We start from the raw sequence: 15,662 nt of genomic DNA, 5'->3' as shown, positions 1-15,662 counted from the left end.
CCTGTATTAGTACATAATGTTGTGCAAATCTGCACTATTTTTATTATTCTTCAAATTCTTCCCTAAGAATTCTGATAACATCGTTAATTGTTTCTTCTTCTAGGTCTGTTCTTTTAACTAAATCATCAACTTCTTGCTCTAATACGCTTTTCGCAGTATCTAATCCAGCTTTACTGAATTCAGCGATAATCCAATCTTCAATTTCATCAGAGAACTCTCTTAATTCTACATCTTCTTCTGCTCCTTCTCTAAATACATCAATCTCATAACCAGTTAGTTGACCAGCCAAACGAATGTTATGCCCACCTCTACCAATGGCTTTGCTCACCTCTTCTGGCTTTAAAATAACCTCAGCTCGCTTAGTTTCTTCGTCGATTTTTATTGAAGTTACTCTTGCCGGGCTCAATGCACGTGTAATGTACAATTGCAAATTGTTAGTATAATTTATTACATCGATGTTTTCGTTACCCAACTCACGCACAATACCGTGTATTCTGGAACCTTTCATACCTACACAGGCACCAACTGGATCAATTCTATCATCATAAGAATCTACAGCCACCTTTGCTTTTTCGCCTGGTATTCTTACCACGTTTTTTACGGTTATTAAACCATCAAAAACTTCTGGTATTTCTTGTTCGAATAGTTTCTCTAAAAATACTGGAGAGCTTCTTGACATGATGATGGTAGGCTTAGCCCCTTTTAGCTCTACACTATCAATTACACCACGAACGTTATCGCCTTTTCTAAAGAAATCTGATGGTATTTGTCTGTCTTTTGGAAGAACAATTTCGTTGCCTTCATCATCCAATAGGATTACAGCCCTATGACGGATATGATGCACCTCTGCCGTATAAATTTCGCCAACTAAATCTTTGAATTGCTTGTAGATTATAGCATTGTCGTGCTCATGGATTTTAGAGATTAGGTTTTGGCGCAATGCTAAAATAGCACGCCTTCCTAAGTCTACTAACTTTACTTCTTCAGATACATCTTCCCCTACTTCAAAATCGGGTTCAATCTTGCGTGCCTCAGTAAGTGAAATTTCCTGATTTGGCTCTTCAACTTCTCCGTCAGCCACAACAATTCTATTTCTCCATATCTCCAAATCCCCTTTATCTGGATTAACAATAATATCAAAATTATCATCATCTCCAAATTTCTTTTTAAGGGCACTTCTAAATACATCTTCCAAAATAGCCATTAACGTTACTCTGTCAATTAGCTTATCGTCTTTGAATTCTGAAAAAGATTCAATTAACGCGACATTTTCCATATCTCTTTTAAATTAAAATTTAATCATAACTTTTGCTTCTACAATATTTTCATAAGGAATTTTTGCTTCCTTTTTTACGGTTACTTTGCCTTTTCCTACTGGTTTTGGCTCTCTAACCTTCCACTCTAATTTTATAAAGTCATCATCGGCTTGCGTAAGTACGCCTTCTATTGTTTCAGAATTTGTTTTTACATTAAGCGTTCTGTCAATATTTTTTTTGTACTGGCGTTTGTGCACTAATGGCGATGCTGCACCTGCCGACATTACCTCCAACGAAAAATCTTCTTCTTCACGATCTAAATTATGTTCAATGGCGCGACTTACAAACATACAGTCTTCAACCAACACACCGTTATCGCCATCAATAATTACTTTAATATGGTTGCTTGGCGAAATGTTCAAATCTATCAGGAATAAATCAGGTCTTTCAATTAAGGCGCCTTCAAGTAATTCTGTAACTTTCGTCTTAAACATTTTTTAGTATAAAAAGAGGGGACTTTCCGTCCCCTCATAATCTTTAATTTCGTCTTTCGATGGTGCAAATATATAATATTTTATTGATTTTTAAAGGAATATTTCATAAATTTAAATATAACTTACGTGTTAAAGTGAGTGAACTAAAAAGCACTTTGGCCTAAGTTTAACGCTTGGCTTATTTCATTTTAAAAGTATTAACTTAATAAACCTTGAACCAATGAAAAAATTACTTGTTCCAACCGATTTTTCAGACCAAGCCGAAAACGCACTTAAAGTGGCCGCCCAAATTGCTAAAAAACACGATTGTGAAATCTTTTTACTGCACATGCTTGAAATTCCTTTACAGGAAGTAGACCCTATGGGTGCCCAAAGCAGTTTGCCAGAAGCTATGTTTTTTATGAAGTTGGCCCATAAAAAATTCGAACAGCTAAAACAAAAAGATTATTTGGATGGTTTAACGGTGCATGAAACAGTTGATTTTCAAGAGATATTTAAAGGTATTTTTCATATTTCTAAAAAAAATGATATCGACTTAATTGTTATGGGTTCCAATGGTGCTAGCGGCTTGAGGGAAATGCTTGTTGGAAGTAACACCGAAAAGGTTGTAAGAACTTCTGAAACCCCTGTATTGGTGGTGAAAAAAGAACATCCTGTTTTTAATATTTCCGAATTTGTTTTCGCTTCGGATTTCGAAAACGATAACAAGGATACTTTTAAAAAGGCAATTGATTTTGCCAAAACTTTTGGGGCAAAAATACATTTACTTATGGTAAACACCCCTAATAGGTTTATTACTACAGACGAAGCCAACAAACGCATTGAAGAGTACATCAAACTTTTAGATTCTGTACCCTACACGCAGAATATTTATAACGACTTAAGCGTTGAAAAAGGAATTATGAACTTTTCGCAATCTATTGGGGCGGATTTAATAGGTATGAGTACCCATGGGCGCCAAGGTATATCGCACTTTTTTAATGGGAGCATTAGTGAAGATTTGGTAAACCACGCCAAACGCCCTGTGATTACTTTTAAGATTTAAAACTTAATTATTTAACCAAAACCCCTTTAGATTCCATCAGCGGAATAGTCTGCAAAGCGTTTTTGTTAATGGTATTTTTCCTGAATAGATAAGTTTTATCAAACATTTGGTTGCCCTCAAAAAAAGACACTTTAAAGGTATTGTTTAACGCAAAAAGTTCTTCCTGCATCAGTTCTATTTTAGCATAACTTTTTTTAGGAAGCAGGTCTGTTTTTTTTCTAAAAACCGAAGTTGTTTTCTCATCGGAGTAGCCACTAGTAACAATAATCACCATCTCTAAATCAACATCCTTATCGTTTATAATGTAAGCGTTCCAATCTTCAATTTTGTAAAGATCGTTGTACTCGTTGACAACAGCAACGTAAACACCTTCAACCTTTGGAATTTGAATGTCTTTTTTCATTTTCTGTTTTTCCCGCGAAAGCAGGATCAATTTAATTGAAGTTTTACAAAGCAGACTTAAACTGCTCCAAGAAACGTACATCATTTTCGCTCAACAAACGGATATCTCCAATTTGATGCAACAGCATGGCTATTCTGTCTATGCCCATACCGAAGGCAAATCCTGAATATTCTTTAGAATCTATTCCGCAATTTTCTAAAACATTAGGGTCTACCATACCGCAACCCATAATCTCCAACCAGCCCGTACCTTTAGTAATACGGTAATCTATTTCGGTTTCTAAGCCCCAGTATACATCTACCTCGGCACTTGGTTCAGTGAAAGGAAAATATGATGGACGCAAACGAATTTTACTTTTTCCAAACATTTCAGTGGTAAAATGCTGAAGCGTTTGTTTTAAATCAGCAAAACTCACATCCTTGTCAATGTATAAACCTTCTACTTGATGGAAAAAACAATGCGAACGTGCTGAAATAGCTTCGTTTCGGTAAACCCTTCCGGGAGAAATGGTACGGATGGGCGGTTTGTTATTTTCCATATATCGCACTTGCACAGAACTTGTGTGTGTACGCAATAAAATATCGGGATCCGTTTGTATAAAAAATGTATCCTGCATATCGCGTGCCGGATGGTACTCTGGTAAATTTAATGCCGTAAAGTTATGCCAATCGTCTTCAATTTCCGGACCTTCGCTAACATTGAAACCTATTCTTGAAAAAATATCTATAATTTGGTTCTTTACTATAGAAATAGGATGGCGGGCACCAATCTGAATCGATTCGCCCGGACGCGATAAATCGCCATAAACTCCTTTTACTTCTTCTTTGCTTTCCAGTTCTTCCTTTAGGGCATTTACTTTGTCTTCAGCCGTTTTTTTAAGCTTGTTAATGGTTTGCCCAAATTCCTTTTTTTGGTCGTTCGCCACATTTTTAAACTCGGCAAAATACTGTTTCAACAAGCCTTTGGAACCTAAATATTTTATACGAAAAGCCTCAACCTCTTCTTTAGATTGGGTCTTAAACGCTTCGGCTTCGTCAATGAGTTCTTTAATCTTATCTATCATAACATTTTCAAAATGATGGCAAATTTAGTGATTTTTACACATAAAAAAATCCTTCTAAACAGAAGGATTTTTAAATTTAACTTTTCAACACAATTAGCTTTTTATATATACAATCTTATAAGTATAAGTTTCTCCGCCAAAAGTTTCAGATTCCTCAACAAAAAATGTATTGCCTTCAAACGTGATTTTTATATCAATAATATCATCTCCACTGTAGACAATTCTGTATGTGCCGCCGCCAGTATTTTCCCATGTGGCCATATCGGTGCCGTCTGACTCACAAGTACCGTTATTGTCGTAATAATAGGTCTCTGTCAAAGTACCATCCGCAGCTACAACGATATTATCTTTTTTATCACAGTCGTCCAAAGGTTCTTCAACACCGTTTTCAAAACTTTTAAACCAGGTCCAGGTTCCTATTAAAGGGTCTTGTGAGCCTGAATCATCATCGTTACTGCAGGATGACAGTCCAACCAAAACAACAGTAAAAAGTAAAATTAATTTTTTCATAATTGATTTGTTTTAAACATTAAAGCTAATTTAAGTGTTTTCTTGTTAAAATATACTAAAAAGCTAGTTTTTTGTAGTTTACATCCTATTATGCTTGAGGAATTCTAAAGGCTTTTTACATTTTTGTTAAACCAAATAATTGATTCAACACTTTTTACAAAACCGCGATTATAGCTAGACCCAAAAAACTAATCGATATATTCAGTTTCCACAAAGTAATTTACAATAGCCTCTTTCACTAAAACGGATTGCTCGCCAGCTTTTAAGTGCGGTAAGGCTTCCAACACTTTGTAGTGTGGCCAGCCTTCATCGTCCACAAAATCGAGCTCGTAATAGCCATAAGGCGCTAAAAGTTTACATATGGCAATATGCATTAAATCTAATTTTTGGTCTTTTTTAAAGCGCTTATCCAACTGGCCTAATTCCTGAACTCCTATTAAATAAATAATGGCATCAAGGTCCATTGAATCGCCATCTGCAAATTGATCGGACAGTTTTTCAACCACCAAATCCCAGCGTTCTTTTAATTGCTCGTCTCTTGCCATATTAATGTTTTACAGTAAAATGTTAAAGTTGCAAAGTTAATTTATATTTGTTGAAATTATTTAAACATGGACATAATAGATATTGTTTTAGGCGGTTTAATTTTATTTGGGCTAATTCGTGGTTTTATGAAAGGCTTTTTTGTTGAAGTAGCTTCTTTAATAGCCTTGGTTGCCGGTGTTTATGGTGCCATTCACTTTAGTGATTTTGCAGCTGAATTTTTGCAAACGAAAACCGAATGGAGCGAAAATACCATTAAGTACTCAGCGTTGGCCATTACCTTCATTATTATAGTATTGGCCATAGCTTTTGCAGGAAAGGCACTAACCAAATTGGCAGATTTTGCCGCCCTCGGCATTGTAAACAAACTGCTCGGAGCTCTTTTTGGAGCGCTAAAAATTGCATTGATTCTAAGCGTGGTCTTAAATCTATTCGACAAATTGAACAATACCATTACCTTGGTTGAAGAAGAAAATATAAACCATACCATTATTTACAAACCCGTAAAATTGTTGGTACCTACTATTTTTCCGAATATTTTACCACCTAAGAAAGACAATGGCAGCACCGTGGAAAATGAAGCTTAAATTCTCTTTTATAGCAGCTTAATCTAAATGATATATTTCCATAATATCGTGTAAATACTTTTCGAAATCTATTTTTAAATCGATAAGTTTTCCTGTATGGACATCAAACACCCAACCGTGCACTTTTAATCCTCTATCTCTATAGGCTTTTTGTACAGCGGCAGTTTTAATGAGATTAACACATTGTTCCTTTACATTAAGTTCTACAAGTCGGTCGTACTTTTTTTCTTCATCTTTAATGTTATTTAATTCGGAATTATGAATTCTATAGACATCACGAATGTTGCGTAACCATGGGTTTAAAATCCCTAAATCGGCCGATTGCATAGCCGCTTTTACACCACCACATGCATAATGCCCACAAACTACAATATGATTAACTTTTAGGTGGTTTACCGCATAATTAACCACAGACATCGTATTTAAATCGATACTAATAACCATGTTGGCTATATTACGATGCACAAAAACCTCACCCGGCTTGGCGCCCATAAGCTCTTCGGTAGATACTCGGCTATCACTGCACCCTATATACAACAGTTCTGGGCTTTGCCCTTTACCTAACTCTTCAAAATAATTGTCCCGAACTTCAAGCTTACCTTTTATCCAAGCTTTATTGTTTTCAAATACTTTTTCTAAATTCATAATAAGCTTAGTATATATCTTTTACGTTCGTTCTTACCCACTTCATACACTGCTTAAAAGTTTCAAAAATATGTTCCCTGGGAATTAAATCGGGTATAATATCAATGCGTTCCATCATGTATTTAGGTTGATTCAACAAGCCTACAAAAAGAACCTCAATGTTTTTCTTATTCAATTCTTGAAGCATATCTTCCATAGCATAAAGCCCAGATTGGTCCATATATTGCATACGCCCAAGCCTGATAACAACCGTGCTGGCCGTATCTGGAATTTGCTCTGATAATTGCTGAAAATCACTTGTTGACCCAAAAAACAGAGGTCCTTTAATGTGCTTGATAAACACTTCTTCTTTTAAATTTTCAGGAAACCCAGCTTCGTCTTTCCAAGCCTCTTCTTTTAAAGGTTTAACATCGCTCCGTTCGGCCATTAAATCACCTATTTTCTTCATAAACATTAATGACGCTATGATTAAACCAATACCTACCGCGTATACTAAATTCCAAAATGTTGAAAGAAATAAAACTACTAACATAATCAACACCTCCGAACTCAATTTAAAAGGCCCTATTTTTATGTCTTTTGGCAAACTCGGGATAGCCTTTAATCCTTTATAATCCATAACCCCTATACCTACGGTTATTAAAATGCCAGCCAATACGGCCGCTGGAATTTTTGAGGCTATGGGCCCTAGCCCTAGCAGAATAATAAACAACAAAATACCGGCAATCATTCCTGAAAGTTTCGTTTTTCCTCCAGAAGTAATATTCACAACCGTTCTAATGGTTGCACCGGCTCCTGGAATTCCACCAAACACAGCGGCAATACTATTGCCAATACCTTGACCAACCAATTCTTTATTGGGTTTATGTTTGGTTTTGGTCATGTTATCTGCCACTACACTAGTCAGTAAAGAATCTATCGCTCCCAAAAGTGCCAAGGTAAGCGCTGTAAACACATAAGGCGTTACACTACTTAGTTTAAAACTTGTGAAGATTTCTAAATTCGGAACTGGCAATCCGCTAGGGATTTCTTCGATTGGTCGGTATTCCAAACCAAACCCCACAGCTATTCCAGACATCACCACCAGTGCCACCAAAGTGCTGGGTACGGCCTTGGTTATTCGTTTAAACCCATAAATAATAAAGATAGTACCAAGTGCCAAAATAAGTTCTAGCCAATTAACATTTTGTAATGCTCTTGGCAATGCTTTTATAGCTCCCAACGCCCCTGAAGCCTCTTTTGCTGCTAATGTTTGCGATTCTTTTAAAACATCGGTCTGTGTGATTTCATCTGCCCGCCGAATAGTTTCTTTAAAATCCTCTAAAACCAAAATACCTTCTTCGGCTTCTTCTTTTAAAATATTCTCTAAAATAACCTCCTCGGCTTGTGGCTTAAAAGTATTTACAAATTCCTTATCTTCTTTAGGATAATAACCTAATGAAGGCAATATTTGAGTAAGCAAAATAATAACGCCAATGGCCGTCATAAAACCAGAAACAACAGGATAAGGAATGTACCTGATGTACTTTCCCAGACCTAAAACCCCTAACCCAACTTGCATCAATCCAGCCAATAAAAATACGGTTAAGATAACTGGTAAAGCTTTCGAAATATCGCCATCGTTTGTAGCAATAATTCCAGCAATAACCACCATACTCACGGCCGTCATGGGTGCTGTTGGACCAGAAATTTGCGTATTTGTTCCACCAAAAAGTGCAGCAAAGAAACTTATAAAAATCGCCCCATATAGACCAGCTGTCGGGCCTAAACCCGAAGACACACCAAACGCCAAGGCCAATGGCAGTGCAACAATACCTGCGGTTATACCTCCAAAGGCATCGCCTTTTATATTTGAGAATAGATTTTTCATGATTTGAATATATAAATAATTCTTAAGTTAAAGCAAAATTATACTCAAAAAAAATGAACGAAAAGAGACCGTTAAAGGGCTTCTTATTCCTTAGAAATTCACAAAAGCTATCAGGTTGAGTTGGTCTCTACCTGACATTTCAAAAAATTGATTCATGTAGCCGGCTTCAAACCTTATATTTTCATTTACCCTAAAACCAATACCACTGTAAACCCTATTTCTATCAAAAATTGAAGACTCGGTATTTAGGAATATTTCGTTATAGGCAGATAGGTAAAATTTACCGGGTTCATCAGGTTTATTACAAAACGGAACATTTATACCCAAAAAGTACCTAAAACGCATTTTAAAATCGGTTTCAACAAATCGTTGTTCAAACCGATATCTATGACTTAATTTTACAGAGCCAATATTTTGCTTTGAAATAAACTGCTGAAAAATTCTGTGTTCATTTACTGAAAACTTGTCTTCAGTATTCCCTATATAATTTTCAGATAGAATATAACCATAACCTAAAAGCACATTGCTCTTTCCTTCGTTAAAGGTGTATCCAAGGCCAGTCCTTAAAAGTAATTGTTCTAAATCCCCAATGGCATTGTAATTTCGATATTGAACTTCGTGGTGTATGTTCCATTTTTGATTTAGTTTTTTGTTTCCAAAATAAATCATCCAATTTCCTAAATCACCATCTTGACCTTGACCAAAAAAAGGCAGCATCAACCCAAAGACCAATGCTGCCAACCTTATTTTCTTTTTCATATAATTTCTCCCCCTAAAAATTCTTATTCATAAAAGGTTACTGCTCCCGTATTGATATCGTACATAGCCCCTACGATAGCAATCTCTTTATTGTCTTCCATTTCTTTTAAAACAGGACTGTGCTTTCTTATGTTGTCTATGGTTTGATACACATTCTTTTCGGCAACATTGTTAACAAAATCAAGGTTTGATGAGTTTCTTTGGCTTGCATCTGCAGGTTCTTTAACGGCTTCAACAGCTGGTTTTATTTTGCCCAACATGGCGGTTAAGTTTCCTAGTTTGGCATCATCGCAAGCGCCTTTAATGGCACCGCAACTTGTGTGGCCCAATACCACAATAACTTTGGTTCCTGCTAGTTTGCATCCAAATTCCATACTTCCTAAAATATCTTCGTTCACAAAGTTTCCTGCTATTCTTACGCTAAAAATATCGCCTAAACCTTGATCGAAAACCAATTCTGCCGATACTCGGGAATCAATACAACTTAAAATAGTAGCAAACGGAAATTGCCCTTCGCTAGTATCGTTAACCTGCTCCAAAAGGTTTCTATTGGCCTTTAAGTTTTGCTGAAATCTTTGGTTTCCTTCTTTTAAAAACTGCACCGATTTCTCGGGTGTCATCGTTGCTTGTGTTTCTTTCGTGTGTGCTTTCATAATCTTATACTTTATTTTTTTGTTTAGAGGGTTTGTTCACTAGATAGGAGCATCGATACATCTACCTTTGCTAAGATATCTTTAATATCTGATTTCCTAAGACCACCATTTTTATTTTTATTTTCCTTTCTATTTAAATACAGTAAATTAATATTACTCTTTAGTAAATAGTTTGACAGGTTCTTTATTGTATTATCGTTACGTTCAAAAACATATTCAATCGTTTTATTGTCTGAATTGGTTTTGGAACTTTCTTGCTTCTTTGATTTATCAATAAACCGGAATGCCTTCGATGGCTTTTGAGATTTTTTCAGCAAACTATTTGTAAGCGCATCGTCTTGGCTGGTGCTGTGGTTATTTAAAAACCCTATTGACAAATCCTCATCGGGCTCTAGGTTGTTCTGGTTCCCAACAACTAAAATGGTTCCTTTATGCGTTTTTAAAACAAAATTCACAATCTTATCACCAGTAAGTCCAATTTTAGATTTTCGCTTGCCCAAAACCACAATGTCTGGCTGATGTTTATCCAAATAATCCTGTATTTCGGTTTTTACATTACCAAAGGCGTAACCGTAATCTATAGGAACACCATAGGTTTTGGAAACAGATTTTACTAAATCATCAATACTGTTTTTGGTTAAACTGTGTTGCTCGTTAATAGTTCTGAAAGTTGATAATTGACTATCTCTATCAACAACATCGGTTGGTTTTTTTACATGAAAAAACTTAATGTCTGCTCCTATGGTTTTAGCCAAACTAATACTGCTTTTAAGTGTCTTTTCTGATGAATCCTTCAAATCTGAAAGCACCACAATTTTATATTTATTTTTCATAATTTCTAGCTTAAACTTAAATTAGACTTTGGTCTTTCGTTAAAAAACCTAATAAAACTTTCCGGGTTTTCTTCAATTCCTCTTTTAGACACCAATTTAATATCAATATTTCGCTCTTCGGCTTTGAATAAAAAGTCCTCAAGAATTTCAATAATATCGTTATCTAAATATCGGGTATTTAAAAGGTTTAGCTCTAAATAAGTATCTCTGGGAAGACTGTCTAATTCTTTTAAAATAGCGCCCTTATTAAAGAAGGTTACCTCTTCGGCAAGTGTCATTTTTATTTTATGTTTACCATTACTCTTGTCCTCAATATGAAGGAAGTGTGAGTTTTGGTAGCTTTTTAATAGGATAACTACAATACCAACTAATAGCCCAAGTCCAATACCATATAACAAATCTATGAACACGATTCCCAAAACAGTTGTCACAAACGGTACCCACTGTTTCCAACCCAATTTGTACATGGTTTTGAACAGTGAAGGTTTCGCCAATTTATAACCTACAACTAAAAGAATAGCAGCTAAAACCGACAACGGAATCATGTTTAACAACCTTGGAATCAGTATGACTGAAATCAATAAGAAGAAGCCGTGAATAATCGCCGACATTTTTGAAACGCCTCCAGACTGAATATTTGCAGAACTACGAACAATAACCTGAGTGATTGGCAAACCTCCAACCAATCCAGAAATAATGTTTCCTGTTCCTTGTGCCAGTAACTCTCTGTTTGTTGGTGTTACGTTCTTGTGTGGGTCTAATTTATCGGTTGCTTCAACACACAATAAAGTTTCCAAACTGGCTACTAAGGCAATAGTAAATGCAACAATCCAAATTTCTGGATTTGTAATAGCGTTAAAGTTAGGAAAACTAAACTGCGCTAAAAATGAAGATGCATCTTCTGGCACAGGTACACTAACCAAATGCGAGGATGCAATGCCCAAAGTATCGTGAGACTTTGTTAAAACATAAAATACGATCCCCAAAACCACAGCCACCAATGGACCTTGGATTAACTGGAAAATCTTAGCTTTTTTTGTTAACACCTTATCCCATAATATTAAGATTGCTAAACCTAAAGCTCCTATTAAAAATGAACCTAGTGTTATGTGGTTTATAGAATTTATAATTTCTGAAAAGGTATTTTGGCCATCAACCTGGAAGAAAGCAAAATCACCTTCAGGATCTGAATCATAACCAAAAAAATGGGGTATTTGCTTAAGTATAATAATAATTCCAATACCCGTTAACATACCTTTAATCACGGAAGAAGGAAAATAATATCCAATAATACCTGCTCTTAAAACTCCAAAGAGCAATTGAATGGCACCGCCAAGAACCACGGCTACAAGAAAGTTTTGGTACCCGCCTAAAGCACCAATGGCAGTTAACACAATAGCAGCCAATCCTGCCGCGGGACCACTAACCCCGACTTTGGAGCCACTTAAGGCCCCTACAATAACTCCACCAATAATACCTGCAATTAATCCTGAAAATAATGGCGCTCCACTGGCAAGAGCAATTCCTAAACATAATGGTAAGGCAACGAAAAATACGACTATACTCGCTGGCAAGTCCTTTTTAATAGTTTTAAACATATTATAATAAAATTTCTGTCTGATTTTAATAAAAACCAAACATGGTAAACAATAAAGATTGATAAAGACTTACTTAAAAGCCTTTAAACTAAAAAATTATAATATGTGAACTTTGGGAGGTGGAGATGTAAGTTTTAAGTGAGGATTAGGGTACTTTTTTTGGTAATATTCTACATTGTGTTCGTTATCACCAAAGGCAAAATCTAAATCTGTTGTATCCATCTCATAGCACAACAATTCCTTTTCGGTATTTTTTTTGCCGCCTTTTTCTTCCTCTTCAGAAGTTGTAAAAAAAACAGAAACATCAACAGAATCATCCAACATGGCAACGACTGTTGGTGCCATTAAAAATAGCACAAACACGCCCGTAAAAAACATTGAAAGTATCTGTCTCAGCATAGGTCTCATTTTACTGGAAGCACAAATATACAATTCTAAATGTTAACTTTTTATTAAAAATTGTTCAACATTTTTATGTCTTCAGCATTAACCCAACCTGTTTTACCATCAGAAAGTTTTATTTTTTGCCAATCGTTATAGGATTCTTCAACCTGAACTTTGGTTCCTTCATGTAACCTAAATGCCTCTTCCCCCGTATTGTTAGGTGTATTTCTAACTTTAGCTTCCTGAACAAATACAATAGCCGGGTTATCCTTCTTATCTAAATTATACTTATGAAACGCAAAAGCTAAGGTTACAAAAACAAGCGCCAAACAAACAAAACTTCCGATAAAGGATAGACGTTTTCTTCCAGTAGAATAGGCAAAATAGTATGTTAAAAACATTATGACAAAACAAAACACCAAACCTACTGCTGTTTTTGCCCAAGCATCAAAAGTCAACTTATTGGTTGTGTTTTTTAAAAGTTTGGAAACTCCCGTTTCGGGCACCACATCTATAGCGTCAATGGTCATGTTTTTGGCAAAAGCCATATTGTTTTTTATATCTTGATCGTTTGGTGCCAATTGCAAGGCTTTTTCGTAGTAGTATATGCTTGGTGCTATATGGCTTAGTTTATAATGGGCATTGGCTAGATTAAAGTATAAGTCAGCCGAATGCTGTCCGGTTTCCAAAATAGCCGTGTAATTATCAATAGCTTCAGCATACTTTCCATCGTTGTAAAAGGCATTAGCCTTTTCAAACAAGTCTTGATTCTGTGCAAAAGCAACAAAACCTGTCAACATCAAAATTGTATAAAATAAATGCTTCATTTTAACGTGCTTGTTTATCAATTAATGAAATGGTTTTGGCTGCCTTATCATAATCTTCTTGCATGGTTACATTATCAATTGGGGTGTAACGTGCCAAATCGCAATTTTCTATAATTCCAATAAAATCCTTAATTACGGGATCTTCAACTTGTTTCTGTTTCAGCAAGGTTTCTATTTTATCTTTACTGAAATCGCTAGTTTCAATGTGTAACTTCGCTTTTAAATAATTGTGTAAAGCTTTTTCCAAAGCAATATAGAATGCTTCTTTTTTTCCTAATGATTTTTTGGCACTGCTCAAATATTTTCGGGCTAGTTTGTCGGCCTTTCTAATTTTGTTTCCAAATACATCAGCATCCCTACTGGCCTTTTTGTTCCTAATTACAATAGCCAACGGAATAGCCAAAAATGGTAGCAGAAGCAAGCTCCAAAACAATCTCGTTTTGAAGAAATAATTGGGTTTAACGCTAGAAAAATCTGTTTGGGTTTTTATAAAAGCAAACTGGTCGTTATTTAACACCACAGCTTGCTTTGTATTCCCCACAATCGCAGAATTATTATTACTTGACTGATTATTTGATGGTCCGCCTAAAACATTAATAACAATTTCATCAGAAGACAAACGCTTATAGCTTTTAGTTTTTAAGTCAAAATACGAAAAAGACACACTTGGTATGGGGTACTTACCTTTGAATTGTGGTACCACGGTATAACTATCTGAAATATTTCCTTGCATTCCAGATAAATTTGTCCTAACGTTTTCTTTATGCTCGGGCTCGTAAACCTCAAGCGAACTTGGCAATGATATTTTAGGCAGCTTGAACAGCTTTAAATTACCATTTCCGCTTACATCAACTTTTACTTGAAGCGACTCAGATGCATCCAGTTCGGTTTTTGAAGTGGTTACGTTCAAATTAAAATCACCAACAGCACCCGTAAAATCTAAAGGTTTTCCGGCTTCCGGTAAAGGTTTTACATTTATGGTTTTGTTTCCAGCCGAAACCGTTCTACTGGTTCGCTGCATTAAAACACTTCCAAAAATATCGCGTCGGTTTGTAGGAACGCGCAATGCCATATCGAGCGTTAACGGTTCAATATTTAATTTTCCTGTTTTCTGCGGATACAATACCATTTTCCGAAGAATCAAAAATCTGTAATCTTCGCCATTATATTTTCCGTTTTGCACCTTTTGGCCTTGTGTGTCAATCGTCTGACTCCAAAAATCATTGTATCTCGGGGTGTCGATTTCATTATAATTATCAACAGCAATTTTAGGCGACACGTAAAGCTTGTAAACCACTGTAATGGCTTCGTTTATATACGGATTGGTTTTTGAAACTTCAGCCACCAAATGGACATTTTCTGAAGCTAAATATTGTGGGTTGTTGGGATCTTTAGGAATATCTACGGCAGCGGTAACTTCGACTTTTACTGGGGTGGTTTTATAAACAGTGCCTTCAATTACAATGGTAGCTTGCTTAATTGTGAAGTTTCCACGTTTTTTTGGTGCCAGAAAATAACTGTAGGTTTTTTTAAAAGTGCGCTTACCGTTAATCCATGAATTACTTACCGATTGATTGGGACCGCCAACCACCGTGAAATTAACGAAATCTGGCGGATTGAAATTATCGCCGTCTTGGTTCATTTCAAAATCGACGCGTAAACGCTCATTAATACCCAACTTTTGCTTGCTTACCTTAGCATCAAATTGTACCTGAGCAGAAGCAACACTTGTTGTTAATACTAATAATATGAATATATGTTTTAAGAATTTCATGAATTAACGAAAAGCGATTAACGATTAACGATTTTTGAATTGTTGTTCTTAGATGTTTTTATGCTGGCAACAAAAATTGAAATGAATTGGTTATTTTCATCTAGAATTTTATCCAAATCCAATAAGTTTCCCGTATATAAATGAGCGCTTTTAATAATTTTTAAACAATTATAACTTTCTCTAAGCTCCTTTAAGCAAATTCCCATCTTATGAACAAAATCTTTGTGAGATTCGGCACTTCTTGCTTCACCATAGTTTAGCGCGGGCGAACCAGATGAACGTATTAATTGGCTGCCATAATAAATACCTGCGTAGTTCTTATTAACGCCATTAATTATACTTATTATAGAAACGGCAAAATTAATAACTCTATCTTCTAAATCATTTGTTTTCATCATATTCAGATTTCAACAATCGT

Annotated in this window: 18 protein-coding genes; 2 read left to right on the top strand and 16 right to left on the bottom strand. The window is 35.6% G+C overall.

Annotated features, from left to right (window positions below; genetic code table 11):
* Positions 1-43 precede the first annotated feature (43 nt).
* Positions 44-1,276 (bottom strand): transcription termination factor NusA, encoded by a 1,233-nt coding sequence (gene nusA / locus ACIEHO_RS01335; RefSeq protein WP_406967857.1) that lies wholly within the window; start codon positions 1,274-1,276, stop codon positions 44-46.
* 12 nt (positions 1,277-1,288) lie between these two features.
* Positions 1,289-1,750: a ribosome assembly cofactor RimP gene (gene rimP / locus ACIEHO_RS01330; protein ID WP_406967855.1), complete on the bottom strand. Its 462-nt coding sequence runs from the start codon at positions 1,748-1,750 to the stop codon at positions 1,289-1,291.
* A 220-nt stretch (positions 1,751-1,970) separates the two neighbouring features.
* Here rimP and ACIEHO_RS01325 point away from each other — a divergent pair, with 220 nt between their 5' ends.
* Positions 1,971-2,795 carry a universal stress protein gene (locus ACIEHO_RS01325; RefSeq protein WP_406967853.1) on the top strand — a complete coding sequence of 275 codons (825 nt, stop codon included), beginning with the start codon at positions 1,971-1,973 and terminating at the stop codon, positions 2,793-2,795.
* A gap of 7 nt (positions 2,796-2,802) precedes the next feature.
* On the opposite strand, the gene ACIEHO_RS01320 is transcribed toward ACIEHO_RS01325, so the two are convergent.
* The 4 genes from ACIEHO_RS01320 to ACIEHO_RS01305 all read right to left on the bottom strand — a co-directional run bounded on the left by ACIEHO_RS01320 (position 2,803) and on the right by ACIEHO_RS01305 (position 5,316).
* A complete protein-coding gene (locus tag ACIEHO_RS01320) occupies positions 2,803-3,198 on the bottom strand; it encodes a hypothetical protein (RefSeq protein WP_406967851.1) in 396 nt (131 codons plus the stop codon).
* 43 nt (positions 3,199-3,241) lie between these two features.
* Complete coding sequence (gene pheS / locus ACIEHO_RS01315; RefSeq protein WP_406967849.1) at positions 3,242-4,261, bottom strand: phenylalanine--tRNA ligase subunit alpha; 1,020 nt, start codon at positions 4,259-4,261, stop codon at positions 3,242-3,244.
* A 93-nt stretch (positions 4,262-4,354) separates the two neighbouring features.
* Entirely contained in the window at positions 4,355-4,771 is a 417-nt protein-coding gene (locus ACIEHO_RS01310) for a lipocalin-like domain-containing protein (protein ID WP_406967847.1), read from the bottom strand.
* A 188-nt stretch (positions 4,772-4,959) separates the two neighbouring features.
* The gene (locus tag ACIEHO_RS01305) at positions 4,960-5,316 is read right to left on the bottom strand and encodes a hypothetical protein (RefSeq protein WP_406967845.1); all 357 of its coding nucleotides are present in this window, start codon (positions 5,314-5,316) and stop codon (positions 4,960-4,962) included.
* A gap of 66 nt (positions 5,317-5,382) precedes the next feature.
* Here ACIEHO_RS01305 and ACIEHO_RS01300 point away from each other — a divergent pair, with 66 nt between their 5' ends.
* Positions 5,383-5,901 carry a CvpA family protein gene (locus ACIEHO_RS01300; RefSeq protein ID WP_406967843.1) on the top strand — a complete coding sequence of 173 codons (519 nt, stop codon included), beginning with the start codon at positions 5,383-5,385 and terminating at the stop codon, positions 5,899-5,901.
* 18 nt (positions 5,902-5,919) lie between these two features.
* Here the strand turns inward: ACIEHO_RS01300 and ACIEHO_RS01295 are convergent, their stop codons facing one another.
* The 10 genes from ACIEHO_RS01295 to ACIEHO_RS01250 form a co-directional block, all read right to left on the bottom strand.
* Positions 5,920-6,546 carry a carbonic anhydrase gene (locus tag ACIEHO_RS01295; protein WP_406967841.1) on the bottom strand — a complete coding sequence of 209 codons (627 nt, stop codon included), beginning with the start codon at positions 6,544-6,546 and terminating at the stop codon, positions 5,920-5,922.
* A 7-nt stretch (positions 6,547-6,553) separates the two neighbouring features.
* Positions 6,554-8,416: a SulP family inorganic anion transporter gene (locus ACIEHO_RS01290; protein WP_406967839.1), complete on the bottom strand. Its 1,863-nt coding sequence runs from the start codon at positions 8,414-8,416 to the stop codon at positions 6,554-6,556.
* Between the two features lie 90 nt (positions 8,417-8,506).
* Positions 8,507-9,175, bottom strand: coding sequence for a DUF2490 domain-containing protein (locus tag ACIEHO_RS01285; protein WP_406967837.1), 669 nt, complete (start codon positions 9,173-9,175; stop codon positions 8,507-8,509).
* Positions 9,176-9,198: 23 nt separating this feature from the next.
* Positions 9,199-9,828, bottom strand: coding sequence for a carbonic anhydrase family protein (locus tag ACIEHO_RS01280; RefSeq protein ID WP_406967835.1), 630 nt, complete (start codon positions 9,826-9,828; stop codon positions 9,199-9,201).
* A gap of 23 nt (positions 9,829-9,851) precedes the next feature.
* Positions 9,852-10,661, bottom strand: coding sequence for a universal stress protein (locus ACIEHO_RS01275; RefSeq protein ID WP_406967833.1), 810 nt, complete (start codon positions 10,659-10,661; stop codon positions 9,852-9,854).
* Between the two features lie 5 nt (positions 10,662-10,666).
* Positions 10,667-12,259: a SulP family inorganic anion transporter gene (locus ACIEHO_RS01270; RefSeq protein ID WP_406967831.1), complete on the bottom strand. Its 1,593-nt coding sequence runs from the start codon at positions 12,257-12,259 to the stop codon at positions 10,667-10,669.
* 96 nt (positions 12,260-12,355) lie between these two features.
* Positions 12,356-12,658 carry a hypothetical protein gene (locus ACIEHO_RS01265; RefSeq protein ID WP_406967829.1) on the bottom strand — a complete coding sequence of 101 codons (303 nt, stop codon included), beginning with the start codon at positions 12,656-12,658 and terminating at the stop codon, positions 12,356-12,358.
* Positions 12,659-12,711: 53 nt separating this feature from the next.
* Positions 12,712-13,470 carry a tetratricopeptide repeat protein gene (locus ACIEHO_RS01260; protein WP_406967827.1) on the bottom strand — a complete coding sequence of 253 codons (759 nt, stop codon included), beginning with the start codon at positions 13,468-13,470 and terminating at the stop codon, positions 12,712-12,714.
* Position 13,471: 1 nt separating this feature from the next.
* A complete protein-coding gene (locus ACIEHO_RS01255; protein ID WP_406967825.1) occupies positions 13,472-15,244 on the bottom strand; it encodes a BatD family protein in 1,773 nt (590 codons plus the stop codon).
* A 17-nt stretch (positions 15,245-15,261) separates the two neighbouring features.
* Positions 15,262-15,642, bottom strand: a complete 381-nt coding sequence (locus ACIEHO_RS01250) for a four helix bundle protein (protein ID WP_406967823.1) — start codon at positions 15,640-15,642, stop codon at positions 15,262-15,264.
* Positions 15,643-15,662 lie beyond the last annotated feature (20 nt).

The organism is Flavisericum labens (assembly GCF_045446075.1).
Classification (GTDB): Bacteria; Bacteroidota; Bacteroidia; order Flavobacteriales; family Flavobacteriaceae; genus Flavisericum; species Flavisericum labens.
Note: the sequence above shows the minus strand (reverse complement) of the source record. Positions and strands in the feature narration are given on the sequence as shown.

Bases quoted from the DNA above. Each gene is read 5' to 3' on its own strand.
- ACIEHO_RS01270 (WP_406967831.1), bottom strand. From the start codon at position 12,259: ATGTTTAAAACTATTAAAAAGGACTTGCCAGCGAGTATAGTCGTATTT.
- ACIEHO_RS01295 (WP_406967841.1), bottom strand. From the start codon at position 6,546: ATGAATTTAGAAAAAGTATTTGAAAACAATAAAGCTTGGATAAAAGGT.
- rimP (WP_406967855.1), bottom strand. From the start codon at position 1,750: ATGTTTAAGACGAAAGTTACAGAATTACTTGAAGGCGCCTTAATTGAA.
- ACIEHO_RS01300 (WP_406967843.1), top strand. From the start codon at position 5,383: ATGGACATAATAGATATTGTTTTAGGCGGTTTAATTTTATTTGGGCTA.
- ACIEHO_RS01250 (WP_406967823.1), bottom strand. From the start codon at position 15,642: ATGATGAAAACAAATGATTTAGAAGATAGAGTTATTAATTTTGCCGTT.
- ACIEHO_RS01290 (WP_406967839.1), bottom strand. From the start codon at position 8,416: ATGAAAAATCTATTCTCAAATATAAAAGGCGATGCCTTTGGAGGTATA.
- ACIEHO_RS01285 (WP_406967837.1), bottom strand. From the start codon at position 9,175: ATGAAAAAGAAAATAAGGTTGGCAGCATTGGTCTTTGGGTTGATGCTG.
- ACIEHO_RS01280 (WP_406967835.1), bottom strand. From the start codon at position 9,828: ATGAAAGCACACACGAAAGAAACACAAGCAACGATGACACCCGAGAAA.
- ACIEHO_RS01305 (WP_406967845.1), bottom strand. From the start codon at position 5,316: ATGGCAAGAGACGAGCAATTAAAAGAACGCTGGGATTTGGTGGTTGAA.
- ACIEHO_RS01260 (WP_406967827.1), bottom strand. From the start codon at position 13,470: ATGAAGCATTTATTTTATACAATTTTGATGTTGACAGGTTTTGTTGCT.
- pheS (WP_406967849.1), bottom strand. From the start codon at position 4,261: ATGATAGATAAGATTAAAGAACTCATTGACGAAGCCGAAGCGTTTAAG.
- nusA (WP_406967857.1), bottom strand. From the start codon at position 1,276: ATGGAAAATGTCGCGTTAATTGAATCTTTTTCAGAATTCAAAGACGAT.
- ACIEHO_RS01265 (WP_406967829.1), bottom strand. From the start codon at position 12,658: ATGCTGAGACAGATACTTTCAATGTTTTTTACGGGCGTGTTTGTGCTA.
- ACIEHO_RS01275 (WP_406967833.1), bottom strand. From the start codon at position 10,661: ATGAAAAATAAATATAAAATTGTGGTGCTTTCAGATTTGAAGGATTCA.
- ACIEHO_RS01310 (WP_406967847.1), bottom strand. From the start codon at position 4,771: ATGAAAAAATTAATTTTACTTTTTACTGTTGTTTTGGTTGGACTGTCA.
- ACIEHO_RS01325 (WP_406967853.1), top strand. From the start codon at position 1,971: ATGAAAAAATTACTTGTTCCAACCGATTTTTCAGACCAAGCCGAAAAC.
- ACIEHO_RS01320 (WP_406967851.1), bottom strand. From the start codon at position 3,198: ATGAAAAAAGACATTCAAATTCCAAAGGTTGAAGGTGTTTACGTTGCT.
- ACIEHO_RS01255 (WP_406967825.1), bottom strand. From the start codon at position 15,244: ATGAAATTCTTAAAACATATATTCATATTATTAGTATTAACAACAAGT.